Below are 14701 nucleotides of genomic sequence, written 5' to 3'. Positions count from 1 at the left end.
GCCGCCGCCGACGCCCGGCGACGCCGCGCCAGCCGGCCGGCTCACCACCGGTCGTGCACCTGCGGGCGGATCAGCTCGTCGTAGGTGGCCCGCACCGCGGCCAGCTCCACCTCGGTCAGTGCCGGCTGCCCGGCCGCCTCGGCGTTGCGCCGGGCCTGCTCGGGGGAGCGGGCGCCGGGGATCACCACCGTCACGCCGGGCTGGTCGAGGATCCACCGCAGCGCGAACTGCGCCATCGTACGGTCGTCGCCGACCAGCGGCGCGAGCCGGCGCACCGCGGCCAGGCCGCTGTCGTAGTCGACGCCGGAGAACGTCTCGCCCACGTCGAACGACTCGCCGTGCCGGTTGAACGTGCGGTGGTCGTTAGCCGGGAACGTGGTGTTCTCGTCGTACCGGCCGGAGAGCAGGCCGCTCGCCAGGGGCACCCGGGCGACGATCCCGACCCCGGCGGCAGCGGCGGCGGGCAGCACCCGCTCCAGCGGCTTGTGCCGGACCGCGTTGAGGATGATCTGCACGCTCGCCACACCGGGCCGGGCGATGGCGGTGAGCGCCTGGTCGCAGGTCTCCACGCTGACGCCGTACCCGGCCACGCGTCCCTCGGCGACGAGCGTGTCGAGCGCGTCGAAGACCCGGTCGTCGGCGAAGACGGCGGTGGGCGGGCAGTGCAGTTGCACCAGGTCGAGCGTGTCGACGCCGAGGTTGGCCCGGGACCGGTCGGTCCAGGCCCGGAAGTTGTCCAGGGTGTACGCCTCCGGCGTCTGCTCCACCCGGCGGCCCATCTTGGTGGCCACGGTGAGCCCGTGCCCGGGGCGGGAGCGCAGGAACCGGCCGATCAGGGCCTCGCTGCGGCCGTCGCCGTACACGTCGGCGGTGTCCAGGAAGGTGACGCCGGCGTCGACGGCGGCGGCGAGCACGGCGAGCGCGTCGTCCTCGCTGACCTCGCCCCAGTCCGCGCCGAGCTGCCACGCGCCGAGTCCGATGATGCCGACGTGCCGGCCGAGCCGGTCGAAGCTGCGCTGTTCCACCCGGTCGAGCCTAGTGAGCGGCTTGCCGTGGCGCGCGCCGGGCCGTACGGTCTAGCAAGACGTACGTACGGTTTGGAGGTCTGCCATGTGGGATCCGTGCACCTACCTGCGCTACGGCGACGAACGGTCCCGGCCGTTCTATGACCTGCTGGCCCGCGTCGGCGCCGAGCACCCGCGCGCCGTGGTCGACCTCGGCTGCGGCCCCGGCACCCTCACCGCCACGCTCGCCGACCGCTGGCCCGGCAGCCGGGTCACCGGCCTGGACTCCTCCCCGGAGATGATCGCCCGGGCGGGCGCCGAGGGCGGTCCGGTCACGTACGCGGCCGGGGACGTCCGCGACTGGCGGCCGGAGCCGGACGTGGACGTGCTGGTCGGCAACGCCGTGCTCCAGTGGGTGCCGGAACACCGTGACCTGCTGCGCCGCTGGGCGGCGGCGCTGCCGGCCGGCGCCTGGATGGCGTTCCAGGTGCCCGGCAACTTCGGCGCGCCGTCGCACCGGCTGCTGCGCTCCGTCGCCGCGGGGGACCGGTGGCGCGACGCGCTCGCCGGAGAGCTGCGCGAGGCACCGGTCGACGAGCCGGTCGGCTACGCCACGCTGCTGACCGGCGCGGGCTGCGCGGTGGACGCCTGGGAGACTACGTACGTGCATCTGCTGCCCGCCGCCGGCGCCGACCACCCGGTGCTGGCCTGGATGGAGGGCACCGCGCTGCGCCCGGTCCGCGCCGCGCTGGACGCCGCCGGCTGGGCCGCCTTCCGCGCCGAGCTGGGGGTACGGCTCGCGCAGGCGTACCCGGTGCGGCAGGGTCAGGTGTACTTCCCGTTCCGCCGGATCTTCATGGTGGCCCGTACCGGCGCCCGCGCAGAGGAGAACTCGTGACCGACCTGCCCACCTTCATCGCCGGACTGCCCAAGGTGGAGCTGCACGTGCACCACGTCGGCTCGGCCTCGCCCCGGATCGTCGCCGAGCTGGCCGCCCGGCACGAGGGGCGCAGTCCCGTACCGGCCGACCCGGAGGCGCTCGCCGACTACTTCGCGTTCCGCGACTTCGCCCATTTCATCGAGGTCTACCTCAGCGTGGTGGACCTGATCCGCGACGCCGACGACGTCTGGCTGCTCACCCACGAGGTCGCCCGGGAACTGGCCCGCCAGCAGGTCCGCTACGCCGAGCTGACGGTCACGCCGTACTCGCACGTCAACCGCGGCATCCCGGCGCCGGCGTTCTGCGAGGCGATCGAGGACGCCCGCAAGCGCGCCGAGGCCGACTTCGGCATCGCGCTGCGCTGGTGCTTCGACATCCCCGGCGAGGCCGGCCTGCCCGCCGCCGAGCAGACGCTGCGGATCGCGCTCGACGAACGACCCGACGGGCTGATCAGCTTCGGCCTCGGCGGCCCCGAGATCGGGGTGCCCCGGCCGCAGTTCAAGCCCTGGTTCGACCAGGCCCGGGCGGCCGGGCTGCGCTCGGTGCCGCACGCCGGCGAGACCACCGGCCCGGAGACCATCTGGGACGCGCTGCGCGAGCTGGGCGCCGAGCGGATCGGCCACGGCATCTCCGCCGTGCAGGATCCGGCGCTGCTGACCTATCTCGCCGAGCGGCGGATCCCGCTGGAGATCTCGCCGACGTCCAACGTGCGCACGCGGGCCGTGCCGAGCCTGGACGCGCACCCGCTGCCCCGGCTGGTCGAGGCCGGCGTGCCGGTGAGCATCAACTCCGACGACCCGCCGATGTTCGGCACCACGCTCGACGACGAGTACGCGGTGGCCGCCCGGCTGCTGCGGCTCGGCCCGGACGGGGTGGCCGCGCTGGCCCGCGAGGCGGTGGCGGCGGCGTTCCTGGCGCCGGCCGAGCAGGCCCGGATCACCGCCGAGATCGACGCGTACCTGGCTGCCGGCTGACCGGGCATGCCCTCACGGCCCTCGCTACGCTCGGTGCGTTCGTGCACGCCGTACGGGCGCGCTGAGCGGCCGTACGGGCGCCGGCCGCCGGGACACCCGGGGCGGTCGGCGTCGCGCGGTCAGCAGCATCCCGGACAGCGCCAGCGCGGTGAGCGCGGCAGCGGGACCGGGAGCGACGGGCGCGGGCCGGACGGGACCGTGCGCGAGCACCGGATCCTGCCAGACCGCGAGCGTGAGCGCGATGCCCAGGCCGATGACGGCGGCCCAGCGGAGCAGACGACTGACGGCCGGTGGCATGACGGTCACCTCGCGCCCGGGATCGACGGGAGAGCGCGCGCGACGGGAGCGAGGTGTGGGGGGACCGGACTCCCGCCGCGCGCATGATCCGTCGGCCGGAAGGTCTTACGGGGCGTCCCGGCCGACGGAACTGATGGGTTCTGTCAGCGATCCTGACAGTTCACGCCGGTTTCGCGGCCGTCGTTAAACCACCTTTAAGGAGAACTTGCGCCCGTACACAGCCACGGGTCAGCGCGGGCGCGGCCAGCGCCGCCCGGGACGCGGCTCGCGTGCCTCCCGGGCCATCCGCCCGACCAGCCCGAACCGGTTCACCGGCCGGGGCGCCGCGTCCGGGTCGGCCAGCAGCATCACCACGCTCGCCCCGCCGAGCCGGGCCCGGTCGATGCTCACCGAACCGTTCGCCTGCAACGCGACCCGCTTGGCGATGTCCAGCCCGAGCCCGGTGGAGCCCTTGTCGCTCTCGCCCCGGCGCAACGCCCGGTCCGGGTCGGCGATGCCCGGCCCGGCGTCGTCGATGCGGATCGCCACCCAGCCGTCCCGGCGGCTCACCGCCACCTCGAACGCGGTGCCCTGCGGCGTGTACCGGAACACGTTGCCGATCACCGCGTCCAGCGCGGCGGCCAGCTCGGCGCGGGGCACCGGCGCCGGGATCCGCAACTGCGCCCCGACCACCCGGTGCGGCCGGTTCTGGTCCCCGGCCAGCGCCGACCAGAAGACCATCCGGTCCCGGACCACCTCGCTGACGTCGCACGACGCCGGCGCCGTCTCCTGGGCGACCGCCTTGCGGGTCGTCTTGATGAGCTGGTCGACCTCGCCCTCCAGCGTGACGATCGCCTGCCGGATACGCCGGATGCCGCGCCGGCGGTCCAGCTCCGCCTCGCTGAACGTGCCGATGCTCGTGTCGTCGGACTCCAGCGCCTCGGCGTCCAGCCGCAGCGCGGTCAGCGGCGTACGCAGCCGGTGCGACAGGTCGGCGACCAGTTCGTGCTCGTCGGCGCGCAGCGCCACCAGCCGTTCCGTCATCCGGTTGAACGCGTGCCCGGCCTCGGCCAGCTCACGCGGGCCGGTCGGCTCGACCCGTACCCCCAGCTCGCCGTCGCCCACCGCGAGCGCCGCCTTGACCAGGTCGCCGGTGGCGTCCACGGCCCGGGCCGCCACCCGGTCGACCACTGCGACCGCCGCGCCGACCAGCGCCAGGCCGATCGCGAGCAGCAGCAGCCACCGCCCGCCGCCGCCGGAGTCGAGCACCTCGTCGGGGACGAAGACCTCCACCACGGCGACCCGGTCACCGAGCACCACCGGGTCCAGCCGCAGCACCCCGCCGTCCACCTCGGTCACCACCGAACGCCGCTGCGCGGCGGCGTCGGCGAGCACCCGCGGGTTCGCGCGGCCGGCCGACTCGTCCGCGCCGATGCCGTGCACGACCGGGCGCAGGGCCGGATCGTCGCCGGCCGCGGCGGCCACCGCCCGTTCGATCGTCGCGGTGTCCGTGCTGACCGCCAGCGCGCCGGTCACCAGCGCGGCCCGGCGGGCGGCGTCGGCCAGCTCCGCCTCCCGGGTCCGGTCGGCGAGGGTGAGCCCGAGCGGGACGAGGAAGGCGAGCGCGATCAGGCCGCACAGGCCGGCGGTGAGCCCGGCGAGCGTGAGCCTCAGTCCGGCGCCACCAGCCGGAAGCCGACCCCCCGCACGGTGCGCAGGTAGCGCGGCTTCGCCGCGGACTCGCCCATTTTGCGGCGGAGCCAGTACAGGTGAACGTCGATGGTCTGGTCCTCGCCGACCGATGGCTGCCGCCATACCTCCTCCAAGAGTTCCCGCCGGGACACTACCCGGCCGGGACGCGCGGCGAGATACGCCAGCAGGTCGAATTCCTTGCGGGTCAGGGCCAGCGCCTCCCCGTCCAGCACCGCGCTGCGCTCACCCACGTCCACGCGCAGGCCACCGACCGTGTGCACGGCCGGCGCCACGGTACGGCTGGCCCGGCCGGCCCGGCGCAGCACCGTGGTGATCCGGGCGTCCAGGTGCGCCCCGGTGAACGGCTTGACCATGTAGTCGTCCGCGCCGGCGCGCAGCAGCCGCACCACCGACTGCTCGTCGTCGCGGGCGGTGGCGATGATGATCGGCACGTCGGTGATGCCGCGCAGCATGCGCAGCGCGTCCGAGCCGTCCAGGTCGGGCAGGCCGAGATCGAGCACCACCAGATCCGGTGTCTCCGCGGCGACCCGGCGCAGCGCGTCCAGCGCGGTGCCGACCGCGTGTACCGCGTGCCCCCGGTCGGTCAGCGACCGCAGCATGGCGCCGCGCACGACGTGGTCGTCTTCGACCAGCAGGACGGTTGCCACGTCAGCACCGTACTCGGCGTGGCAAGCCGGTCGCGTTGCGGCGGTCCCGGGAAGCGGGCAAGCTGGGACGGCGATGACGTTCACGCTCTTCCCCGACACCCGCCTCACGCTCGCCCGCGACGCGCTGGCCGGCCTGTCGGTGGGCGACGCCCTCGGCTCCCAGTTCTTCGTCCCCGGGCGGCACCCGGACGACCTCGCCGCCGGCCGGCTGCCCGCGCCGCCGTGGGAGTGGACCGACGACACCGAGATGGCCTGCTCGGTGGTGGCCGAGCTGGCCGCCGCCGGCCGCATCGACCCCGACCGGCTGGCGCTGGCGTTCGCGCAGCGCTGCGAGCCGTACCGGGGGTACGGGCCGGGCGCCGTGACCGTGCTGCGGCTGATCCGCACCGGCACGCCCTGGCCGGTGGCCGCCGCGTCCGCGTTCGACGGGCAGGGCTCCTGCGGCAACGGCGCCGCGATGCGCGTCGCGCCGCTCGGCGCCTGGCACGCCGACTCCACCCGGCGCGCCGCCGAGCAGGCCCGCGCCTCCGCGGAGGTGACCCACGCTCACCCGGAGGGCGCCGCCGGTGCGGTCGCTGTGGCGGTGGCGGCCTCGCTCGCCGCCCGTGCCCGGCTCGACGGCGGCCGGCCCGACCCGGCCCGGCTGCTCACCGCCGTCGCCGGGGCGCTCGACCCGGCCGGTGAGGTGCACCGGGGCGTACGCCGGGCCGCCGCGCTGCTCGGTCACTCCGCCGCCGAGGCGGCCGACGCGCTCGGCAACGGCTCCCGGGTCACCGCGCAGGACACCGTGCCGTTCACGCTCTGGGTCGCCGCCACGCTGCTGCACGACTACCCCGCCGCCATCCGCGTCTGCGTGGAGGCGGGCGGGGACGTGGACACCACAGCCGCCATCGTGGGCGGGATCGTGGCCGCGTACACCGGGGTCGGCGCGCCGGGCGGCGTGCCGGAGGGCTGGCTGACCGCCCGCGAGCCGCTGCCCGGCTGGCTCACCGCCGCAGCCTGACGGGTCCGCCCTGACGGGTCCGCCCTGACCGGCCCGAGATCTTGGTAGCAAAAGGCCCCCAGAGGGGCGCTTTCGTACCAAGATCTTCGGTGGTGTTGGACGGTTGGCTGGCCGGGGGGCGGTCAGGGACGTGCGGGGACGGCGCCGGCGGTGACGGGCTCGTCGGCGTCGGGGGGCGTGCCGCTGTCGGGGGTCGCGCTGGCGTCGGGGGTGGCGTTGCTGTCTTGCGGGAGGGTCATGGTGTCGCGCCGGCGGCGGCTGAGCAGCCAGCCGATCGCCGCGCCGCCGGCCAGCCCGGCCAGCAGGCCGCCGCCGAGCAGCAGGTCCGCGCTCGGCCCGTCGTTCGCCGCGTCGGCTGCCGGTGCCGTGCCGCCCGGCACCCCACCGGCCGCGCCGGGGCCGCCAGGCGCGCCGTGGCCGCCGTGTGCGGCGCCGTTCGTACCGGCGCCGCCGTCGTGCGTCACGGTGCCCGGCAGCGGAGGCAGCAGGGCGACCGTCGGCGCGGGGTGCGCGCCACCCGCCGGGTCCGCCCACCGGACCACGGTGCCGTCGTCGTACGTCTGCACGACCGTGAACGTGAGCCGGTCGGTGGCGGGCATCGGTCCCATGCCCAGCGGCAGCCGGGCCGGCCCGGTGCCGGTGCCGGGCATCCGCAGCCAGCTCACCGAGTGGGTCACCTGGTTCAGTTCGGCCGCGTGCATGCCGGGGACGGGCTGGTCGAGCGTGCGGGTGGTGATGGTCGGCGCCCAGTCCGGCACCGACAGCGGGTACACCTCGCCGATCGGGGCGTCAGCGGGCATGGTCAGCTCGATCCGGGTGGTCCGGGTGCCGGGCTTGTCCGCCGGGACCAGCACCGACAGCTGGATCGCGTCGCCCTGGCGTACCTGGGCGGGCGAGGTCGTGACCGTCACCCCGGCCGCGTTCGCCGCGCCCGGCCAGCCCACCGCCCCGGCGAGTACGGCCGCCAGCAACGCCGCAGCCCACCGGCCCTGACGGGTCATCCTCATGGTCGTCCCCATCCTTCTCGACTGGGGTCGGTACCGGCTCCGGCCCCACCTGGTAGTTCGGGCGGCGGGGCGAAAAGGTTCAACACCGCACGGAACTCGCCGAAGACGGGCACCGGCGTCGGCGGCGGTCCGGGTCCGGCCGACCGATAGCATCGCAGGGGCCGGTCACCGGCCCTTCCGTACCGTCGACGACAGGAGTCACCGTGTCCGCACCCCGTACCCCCGTCGTGGCCGACCCCGTCGTCGTCGCCGCCGGGACCACGGCGGCCGACGCGGTGGCCGCGGCCGGCCTGCCGATGAGCGGGCCGAAGGCGATCGTGGTGGTCCGCGATCCGCAGGGCCAGCTCCGCGACCTGGACTGGCGCCCGGCCGAGGACGTCGCGGTCGAGCCGGTCACCCTGGACAGCCCGGACGGGCTGAACGTGCTGCGTCACTCCACCGCCCACGTGCTGGCCCAGGCGGTGCAGGACGTCTTCCCGGACGCGAAGCTCGGCATCGGCCCGCCGATCGAGAACGGCTTCTACTACGACTTCGGCGTCGACAAGCCGTTCCAGCCGGACGACCTGGCCAAGCTCGAGAAGCGCATGCAGGAGATCGTCAAGTCCGGCCAGCGGTTCCGCCGCCGCCGGTTCGCCGACCTGGACGAGGCCCGGGCCGAGCTGGCCGCCGAGCCGTTCAAGCTGGAGCTGATCGACGTCAAGGGGGAGGGGCTGGACTCCTCCGAGGTGATGGAGGTGGGCGGCGGTGAGCTGACCATCTACGACAACCTCGCCGCGAACGAGGACAAGGTCTGCTGGTCGGACCTGTGCCGCGGCCCGCACCTGCCGCACACCCGGCTGATCGGCGCGTTCAAGCTGATGCGCTCGGCCGCCGCGTACTGGCGCGGGTCGGAGAAGAACCCGCAGCTCCAGCGCGTCTACGGCACCGCGTGGCCGACCCGGGACGAGCTGAAGGCGTACCTGAAGCTGCTCGAGGAGGCCGCCCGCCGCGACCACCGCAAGCTCGGCGCGGACCTCGACCTGTTCAGCTTCCCCGACGAGATCGGGTCCGGCCTGCCCGTCTTCCACCCCAAGGGCGGCGTGCTCAAGCGGGTGATGGAGGACTACGTCCGGGCGCGCCACATCGAGGAGGGCTTCGACTACGTCGGTACGCCGCACATCTCCAAGGAAGGTCTCTTCCACACCTCGGGACACCTGCCCTACTACAAGGACACGATGTTCCCGCCGATGGAGATGGAGGGCAGCGACTACTACCTCAAGGCCATGAACTGCCCGATGCACAACCTGATCTACCGGTCGCGCGGGCGGTCCTACCGGCAGCTGCCGCTGCGGCTGTTCGAGTTCGGGTCGGTCTACCGGTACGAGAAGTCGGGCGTGATCCACGGGCTGACCCGCGTGCGCGGCTTCACCCAGGACGACTCGCACTCCTACTGCACGAAGGAGCAGGCGCCGGCCGAGATCAAGCACCTGCTCGGCTTCGTGCTCAGCCTGCTGCGCGACTTCGGCATCGACGACTTCTACCTGGAGCTGTCGACCCGCGACGACTCCCGGCCGGACAAGTTCGTCGGCTCCGACTCCGACTGGGCGACCGCCACCGCCGTGCTGGAGCAGTGCGCGCTGGAGACCGGCCTGGAGCTGGTGCCGGACCCGGGCGGCGCGGCGTTCTACGGCCCGAAGATCTCCGTGCAGGCCAAGGACGCGATCGGCCGGACCTGGCAGATGTCGACCATCCAGTACGACTTCAACCAGCCCAAGGGCTTCGGGCTGGAGTACCAGGCGGCCGACGGCACCCGGCAGCAGCCGGTGATGATCCACTGTGCCAAGTTCGGGTCGATCGAGCGGTTCATCGGCGTGCTCACCGAGCACTACGCGGGCGCGTTCCCGGCCTGGCTGGCGCCGGTGCAGGTGGTCGGCATCCCGATCCGTGACGAGCACGGTGACTACCTGGCCGACTTCGCCGCGACGCTTCGCCGGCACGGCATCCGGGCCGAGGTGGACCTGGGCGACGACCGGATGCAGAAGAAGATCCGCAACGCGCAGCAGCAGAAGATCCCGTTCATGGTGATCGCCGGTGACGACGACGTGGCCGCCGGCACCGTCTCGTTCCGCTACCGGGACGGCTCGCAGCGCAACGGCGTACCGGTCGACGAGGCGGTGGCGCACGTCCGCGAGGTGGTGGAGTCGCGCACCAACGCCGGCCCCACCGCCACCGCCGCCGAGTAGGTGGTCCGCCGAACCGCGCCGCCCGGCGGCGCGGTTCGGCGGCGGTCCGGCCCGGATCGTAGGATCGCCTGTGTGACAGGGGCGGAGCGGGACACCGGGTACGGCGGCGACGACGGTCTGGCGGACGGGCTGGACCGGCTCTGGACGCCGCACCGGATGACCTACATCTCCGGCGAGGACCGGCCCGAGGGCGGGTACGAGAAGCCGGCCGGCTGCCCGTTCTGCCTGGCTCCCGGTCTGCCGCCGGAGGAGAGCCTGGTGGTCGCCCGGGGTGAGCACGTCTTCGCGGTGCTCAACCTCTACCCGTACAACCCCGGGCACCTGCTGGTCTGCCCCTACCGGCACGTGCCCGACTACACCGAGCTGGACGACCCGGAGACGGTCGAGCTGGCCGCGTTCACCAAGGCCGCCATGCGGGTGGTCCGGCACGTCTCCAGCGCGCACGGCTTCAACCTGGGCATGAACCAGGGCGGCGTGGCGGGCGCGGGCATCGCCGCGCACCTGCACCAGCACGTGGTGCCGCGCTGGGGCGGCGACGCCAACTTCATGCCGGTGATCGGCCGGACGAAGGTGCTGCCGCAACTGCTCGCCGACACCCGGGATCTGCTCGCCAAGGCGTGGGCGGCGGCCTGACGGCTACCCGCCCCGGCAGTACGATCTTGCGCATGGCTCTCCTGCACCGCGCGGAACTGCGCCCCTCGAAACTGGAGCTGCTCGTACCCTGGCTGCCCGGCCGGTCCTGGTTCGCCGGCGAGGCGGGCGCTCCGGTCAGCCGTGTCGCGGCGTACCGGTTCGACGACCCGGCCGGCGAGGTCGGCGTCGAGACGCTGCTCGTGCGCGCCGGTGACGGCCCGGTGCTCCAGGTACCGCTGACCTATCGGGGCGCGCCGCTGGCCGGAGCGGACGACTTCTTCGTGGGCCTCGTCGAGCACTCGGTGCTCGGCCCCCGCTGGGTGTACGACGCCTGCGGCGACCCGGTGTACCCGCCGCTGCTGGCCGCCGCCGTGCTCGCCGACGCCGGGCAGGCCGAGGAGTACTTCGAGGTCGACGGGAAGCGCGAGGTGCGTCCGGCGAGCATGACGCTGACTGGCAGCCGTACCGGCCGCCCGGTCCCGGCCGGTCCGGTGTCGGCCGCTCCGGCTTCGGCCGCTCCGGCTTCGGCTGGTCCGGTTGACGGCGGCGTGACGGTGGTCCGGGCGGGGGACGTCGAGCTGGCGGTGGTCCGCCGGCCCGTCCCGGCCGACGTGCCGGCGGCGGGCGGTCTCGCCGGCACCTGGCCCGGCCAGGACGAGCCGGTGCTGCTGGCGTACGCGCGCTGAGGGCTCGCCGCCCCGGCGTCACGTGGCGTGACCGTGGCCGGACTCCTGGGCTACGAACCGGCCCGCGGTCGCCGGGAAGGTGACAGGATGCGGCGGTGGCAGTCGACACGCGACAGTTGGGGCGCAGCGGCATCGAGGTGAGCGCCCTCGGCATGGGGTGCTGGGCGATCGGCGGCCCGTGGGCCGAGGGCGCCCGGCCGCTGGGCTGGGGCCGGGTCGACGACGACGAGTCGGTACGGGCGATCCGCCGCGCGCTCGACCTCGGCGTCACGCTTTTCGACACCGCCGACACGTACGGCGCCGGGCACGGCGAGCGGGTGCTCGGGCGGGCGCTCGCCGGCCGGCGCGACGAAGCCGTGATCGCCACGAAGTTCGGCTACACGTTCGACGAGCGCGCCCGGCAGGCCACCGGGGAGAACGCCTCGCCGCACTACCTGCGCCGGGCGCTCGCCGACTCGCTGCGCCGGCTGGGCACCGACCGCATCGACCTCTACCAACTGCACCTCGGCGACCTGCCGCTGCCCCGGGCCGAGGCGCTGATCGGCACGCTCGACGACCTGGTCGACGCCGGGCTGATCCGGGCGTACGGGTGGAGCACCGACCGGGCCGACCGCGCCGCCGCCTTCGCCCAGGTCGCCCGCGGCGCCGCCGCCGTACAGCACGCACTGTCGGTGCTCCGGGACGCCCCGGCCATGCTCGACGCCTGCGACAAGCACGACCTGGCCGGCCTGGCCCGGGGGCCGCTCGGGATGGGTCTGCTCACCGGCAAGTACACGCCGGAGTCCACACTGCCCCGCGACGACGTACGCGGACTCGGGCCGACCTGGCTGGAGTGGTTCCGCAGCGGCCGGCCCGCCCCGGAGTGGCTGCGCCGGGTCGCCGCCGTGCGCCACGCGCTGACCGCCGACGGCCGTACCCTCGCGCAGGGGGCGATCGGGTGGATCTGGGCGCGCAGCGACCGGGCCGTGCCGATCCCGGGCGCCCGGACGGTGGCCCAGGTCGAGGAGAACGCGGCCGCGCTGGCCCGGGGCCCGCTCGCCCCGGACCACTTCGCCGAGGTGGAGCGGCAGCTGGCGGCGGTACGCTCGGCCGCTCTCCGCGACGCCGACCGCCCCCACTGGCCGATGCCCCCCGTCCCCGCCGTCCGCCCCTGACCCCCGGGGCGCCCGCCCCGGCCCCGCCCGACCTCCCCCAGCCCCTCCCTCTCGGCGTCGATCTTGCGGTTGTGGTCCTTGAGATGACCGGAATGCGCACCTTGTGAGGGCCGCAAGTGCAAGATCGCGGGAGCGGGGAGGAGGGAGCGGGGGTCAGCGAGTTGTGGACTCCTTGCGGGCCTGGTCGGCCAGGTGCGCGGGCATGGGCTCGTAGCGGGCGAACTCGCGGCGGAACGTTCCCGTGCCGGCCGTCATCGAGCGCAGCTCGACCGCGTACCGCAGCAACTCGGTCGCGGGCACCTCGGCGCGGACCAGCGTACGGCCCTCGGCGTCCGGGTCCGGCTCGGTGCCGAGCACCCGGCCGCGCCGCCCGGACAGGTCGCCCATCACCGCGCCGACCGACGAGTCCGGCACCCGTACGGTGATCTCGTCGACCGGTTCCAGCAGCGCCGGCTGGCCCTTCTCGGCGGCGTCACGCAGCGCCAGCGCGCCCGCGGTCTGGAACGCCGCGTCGGAGGAGTCGACGCTGTGCGCCTTGCCGTCGACGAGCGTCACCCGCAGGTCCACCACGGGGTAGCCGGCGACCAGACCGCGTTCCATCTGCGCCCGTACCCCCTTCTCCACCGACGGGATGTAGTTGTGCGGGACCGCGCCGCCGACCACCCGGTCGACGAACTCGAAGCCGGCGCCCCGGGGCAGCGGCTCCACCTCGATGTCGCAGACCGCGTACTGGCCGTGGCCGCCGGACTGCTTGACGTGCCGGCCGTGCCCGCGCGCGGCGGCGGTGAACGTCTCGCGCAGCGGCACCCGGACCGGCTCGGTGTCCAGCTCGACGCCGCCGCCGCGCAGCCGGTCGAGCACCACGTCCGCGTGCGCCTCGCCCATGCACCAGAGCACCAGCTGGTGGGTCTCCGGGTTGCGTTCCAGCCGCAGCGTCGGGTCGCCGGCGACCAGCCGGGACAGGTTGCGGGCCAGCGCGTCCTCGTCGGCCCGGCTGCGCGCCACGATCGCCACCGGCAGCAGCGGCTCCGGCATCTCCCAGGGCGCGATCAGCAGCGGGTCTTCCTTGGCCGAGATGGTGTCGCCGGTCTCCGCGCTTCCCGACTTGGTGATCGCGCACAGGTCACCGGCGACGCAGAAGGGCACCTCTCGCAGCGTCGCGCCCAGCGGGCTGTAGACGTGACCGACCCGCTCGTCGGCGTCGTGGTCCGGGTGGCCGCGCTCGGCCATGCCGTGGCCTGACACGTGGATCACCTGGTCGGGTCGGAGCGTGCCGGAGAAGACGCGTACCAGCGAGACCCGCCCGACATGGCGGTCGACTGTCGTCTTGACCACCTCGGCGACGAGCGGGCCGTCCGGGTCGCAGGTCAGCGGCGGGCGGGGCGAGCCGTCCACGCCGGTCACCGCGGGCAGGTCGTGCTCCAGCGGCGACGGGAACGCCGCGACCAGGCCGTCGAGCAGCACGTCCAGGCCGACGCCGGTCTCCGCGCAGACCGGCACCACGGGGTAGAAGTGGCCGCGGGCGACGGCCGTCTCCAGGTCGGTGATCAGCACCTCGGGGTCGATCTCCTCACCGCCGAGGTAGCGGTCCATCAGGGTCTCGTCCTCGCTCTCCGCGATGATCCCCTCGATCAGCTCGTTACGGGACTCCTGGATGGCCGGCAGGTGCTCCGGGTCCGGCTCGCGCACCGCCGCCGGCAGCCCGTCGGAGTAGTCGTACACCCGGCGGGTGATCAGCCCCATCAGGCCGGCCACCGACTCGCCGTCGTCACCGAGCATCGGCAGGTAGAGCGGGAGCACGTTGTCGCCGAAGACCCGCTGGCACAGCGCCACCGCCTCGTCGAAGTCGGCGCGCGGGTGGTCCAGCCGGGAGACGGCCACCGCCCGGGGCATGTCGACGGCGGCGCACTCCTCCCAGAGCGCGGCGGTGGCGGCGTCCATGCCGTCCACGGCGGAGACCACGAACAGCGCCGCGTCGGCGGCGCGCAGCCCGGCGCGCAGCTCACCCACGAAGTCGCCGTATCCCGGCGTGTCCAGCAGGTTGACCTTGACGTCGCGGTGCATCAGCGGGGCGCAGGCCAGGCTCACCGAGCGCTGCTGGCGTACGGCGGCGGGGTCGTGGTCGCAGACGGTGGTGCCCTCGGTGACCGCGCCGGCCCGGCCGATCGTGCCACTGGCGGCCAGCAGCGCCTCGACGAGCGTCGTCTTGCCGGCCCCGGAGTGCCCGACGAGCACCACGTTGCGAACCCTGCCGGGCTCGGTCACCACCGGCGCGCCGCCGGTGACACCCTTCTCGTTCTTCTGCGCCATCGCGGCGCACCTCCCTCAACCGGTGGTGGTGGCGACCGCCGCGGGCGACGGGGAGCGGACCCGGAACGGGCGCCGCGGCGATATCTTCCGGTGATCTCCTGCTGGACGGGAACGCGGACCGGTGATCCGGTG

At 74.6% G+C, this 14701-nt stretch carries 13 protein-coding genes; 7 read left to right on the top strand and 6 right to left on the bottom strand.

The features are described 5' to 3' along the window. Nucleotides 1–41: 41 nt before the first annotated feature. Entirely contained in the window at nucleotides 42–1025 is a 984-nt protein-coding gene (locus tag ABIH81_RS27940) for an aldo/keto reductase (RefSeq protein WP_349877863.1), read from the bottom strand. A gap of 85 nt (nucleotides 1026–1110) precedes the next feature. On the opposite strand from ABIH81_RS27940, the gene ABIH81_RS27935 reads away from it, so the two are divergent. Both ABIH81_RS27935 and ABIH81_RS27930 read left to right on the top strand, forming a co-directional pair. Continuing rightward, the gene (locus tag ABIH81_RS27935; RefSeq protein WP_349877862.1) at nucleotides 1111–1902 is read left to right on the top strand and encodes a trans-aconitate 2-methyltransferase; all 792 of its coding nucleotides are present in this window, start codon (nucleotides 1111–1113) and stop codon (nucleotides 1900–1902) included. Beyond that, nucleotides 1899–2918 carry an adenosine deaminase gene (locus ABIH81_RS27930; RefSeq protein ID WP_349877861.1) on the top strand — a complete coding sequence of 340 codons (1020 nt, stop codon included), beginning with the start codon at nucleotides 1899–1901 and terminating at the stop codon, nucleotides 2916–2918. Before ABIH81_RS27935 ends, ABIH81_RS27930 begins: the two co-directional genes overlap by 4 nt. 24 nt (nucleotides 2919–2942) lie before the next feature. On the opposite strand, the gene ABIH81_RS27925 is transcribed toward ABIH81_RS27930, so the two are convergent. The 3 genes from ABIH81_RS27925 to ABIH81_RS27915 form a co-directional block, all read right to left on the bottom strand. Beyond that, entirely contained in the window at nucleotides 2943–3215 is a 273-nt protein-coding gene (locus tag ABIH81_RS27925; RefSeq protein WP_349877860.1) for a hypothetical protein, read from the bottom strand. 228 nt (nucleotides 3216–3443) lie between these two features. Beyond that, complete coding sequence (locus ABIH81_RS27920) at nucleotides 3444–4835, bottom strand: HAMP domain-containing sensor histidine kinase (RefSeq protein ID WP_349881224.1); 1392 nt, start codon at nucleotides 4833–4835, stop codon at nucleotides 3444–3446. 29 nt (nucleotides 4836–4864) lie between these two features. After that, entirely contained in the window at nucleotides 4865–5554 is a 690-nt protein-coding gene (locus tag ABIH81_RS27915; protein ID WP_013285422.1) for a response regulator transcription factor, read from the bottom strand. Nucleotides 5555–5627: 73 nt separating this feature from the next. Between ABIH81_RS27915 and ABIH81_RS27910 the strand changes: the two genes are divergently transcribed. Next, nucleotides 5628–6557: an ADP-ribosylglycohydrolase family protein gene (locus ABIH81_RS27910; protein ID WP_349877859.1), complete on the top strand. Its 930-nt coding sequence runs from the start codon at nucleotides 5628–5630 to the stop codon at nucleotides 6555–6557. A gap of 122 nt (nucleotides 6558–6679) precedes the next feature. Here ABIH81_RS27910 and ABIH81_RS27905 read toward each other — a convergent pair whose 3' ends face one another. Continuing rightward, complete coding sequence (locus ABIH81_RS27905) at nucleotides 6680–7564, bottom strand: YcnI family protein (RefSeq protein ID WP_349877858.1); 885 nt, start codon at nucleotides 7562–7564, stop codon at nucleotides 6680–6682. 203 nt (nucleotides 7565–7767) lie between these two features. On the opposite strand from ABIH81_RS27905, the gene thrS reads away from it, so the two are divergent. The 4 genes from thrS (at nucleotide 7768) to ABIH81_RS27885 (ending at nucleotide 12259) form a co-directional block, all read left to right on the top strand. Then, nucleotides 7768–9786, top strand: coding sequence for a threonine--tRNA ligase (gene thrS, locus ABIH81_RS27900; protein WP_349877857.1), 2019 nt, complete (start codon nucleotides 7768–7770; stop codon nucleotides 9784–9786). A 117-nt stretch (nucleotides 9787–9903) separates the two neighbouring features. Further along, nucleotides 9904–10419, top strand: a complete 516-nt coding sequence (locus ABIH81_RS27895) for an HIT domain-containing protein (RefSeq protein ID WP_349881223.1) — start codon at nucleotides 9904–9906, stop codon at nucleotides 10417–10419. 32 nt (nucleotides 10420–10451) lie between these two features. Then, on the top strand, nucleotides 10452–11105 hold the full coding sequence (locus ABIH81_RS27890) for a hypothetical protein (protein WP_349877856.1): 654 nt from the start codon (nucleotides 10452–10454) through the stop codon (nucleotides 11103–11105). Nucleotides 11106–11200: 95 nt separating this feature from the next. Beyond that, nucleotides 11201–12259 carry an aldo/keto reductase gene (locus tag ABIH81_RS27885; RefSeq protein ID WP_349877855.1) on the top strand — a complete coding sequence of 353 codons (1059 nt, stop codon included), beginning with the start codon at nucleotides 11201–11203 and terminating at the stop codon, nucleotides 12257–12259. 153 nt (nucleotides 12260–12412) lie between these two features. Here the strand turns inward: ABIH81_RS27885 and ABIH81_RS27880 are convergent, their stop codons facing one another. Beyond that, on the bottom strand, nucleotides 12413–14569 hold the full coding sequence (locus tag ABIH81_RS27880; protein WP_349877854.1) for an elongation factor G-like protein EF-G2: 2157 nt from the start codon (nucleotides 14567–14569) through the stop codon (nucleotides 12413–12415). Between the last annotated feature and the right edge of the window lie 132 nt (nucleotides 14570–14701).

It is taken from the genome of Micromonospora sp. HUAS YX12 (assembly GCF_040215685.1).
In the GTDB taxonomy this organism is placed as follows: Bacteria; Actinomycetota; Actinomycetes; order Mycobacteriales; family Micromonosporaceae; genus Micromonospora; species Micromonospora tulbaghiae.
This window is presented reverse-complemented; position numbering and strand designations above follow the sequence as displayed.

Excerpts from the sequence above, each read along its gene's own strand:
- ABIH81_RS27935 (WP_349877862.1), top strand. The coding sequence starts at position 1,111 with ATGTGGGATCCGTGCACCTACCTGCGCTACGGCGACGAACGGTCCCGG.
- ABIH81_RS27925 (WP_349877860.1), bottom strand. The coding sequence starts at position 3,215 with ATGCCACCGGCCGTCAGTCGTCTGCTCCGCTGGGCCGCCGTCATCGGC.
- ABIH81_RS27910 (WP_349877859.1), top strand. The coding sequence starts at position 5,628 with ATGACGTTCACGCTCTTCCCCGACACCCGCCTCACGCTCGCCCGCGAC.
- ABIH81_RS27905 (WP_349877858.1), bottom strand. The coding sequence starts at position 7,564 with ATGAGGATGACCCGTCAGGGCCGGTGGGCTGCGGCGTTGCTGGCGGCC.
- ABIH81_RS27890 (WP_349877856.1), top strand. The coding sequence starts at position 10,452 with ATGGCTCTCCTGCACCGCGCGGAACTGCGCCCCTCGAAACTGGAGCTG.
- ABIH81_RS27880 (WP_349877854.1), bottom strand. The coding sequence starts at position 14,569 with ATGGCGCAGAAGAACGAGAAGGGTGTCACCGGCGGCGCGCCGGTGGTG.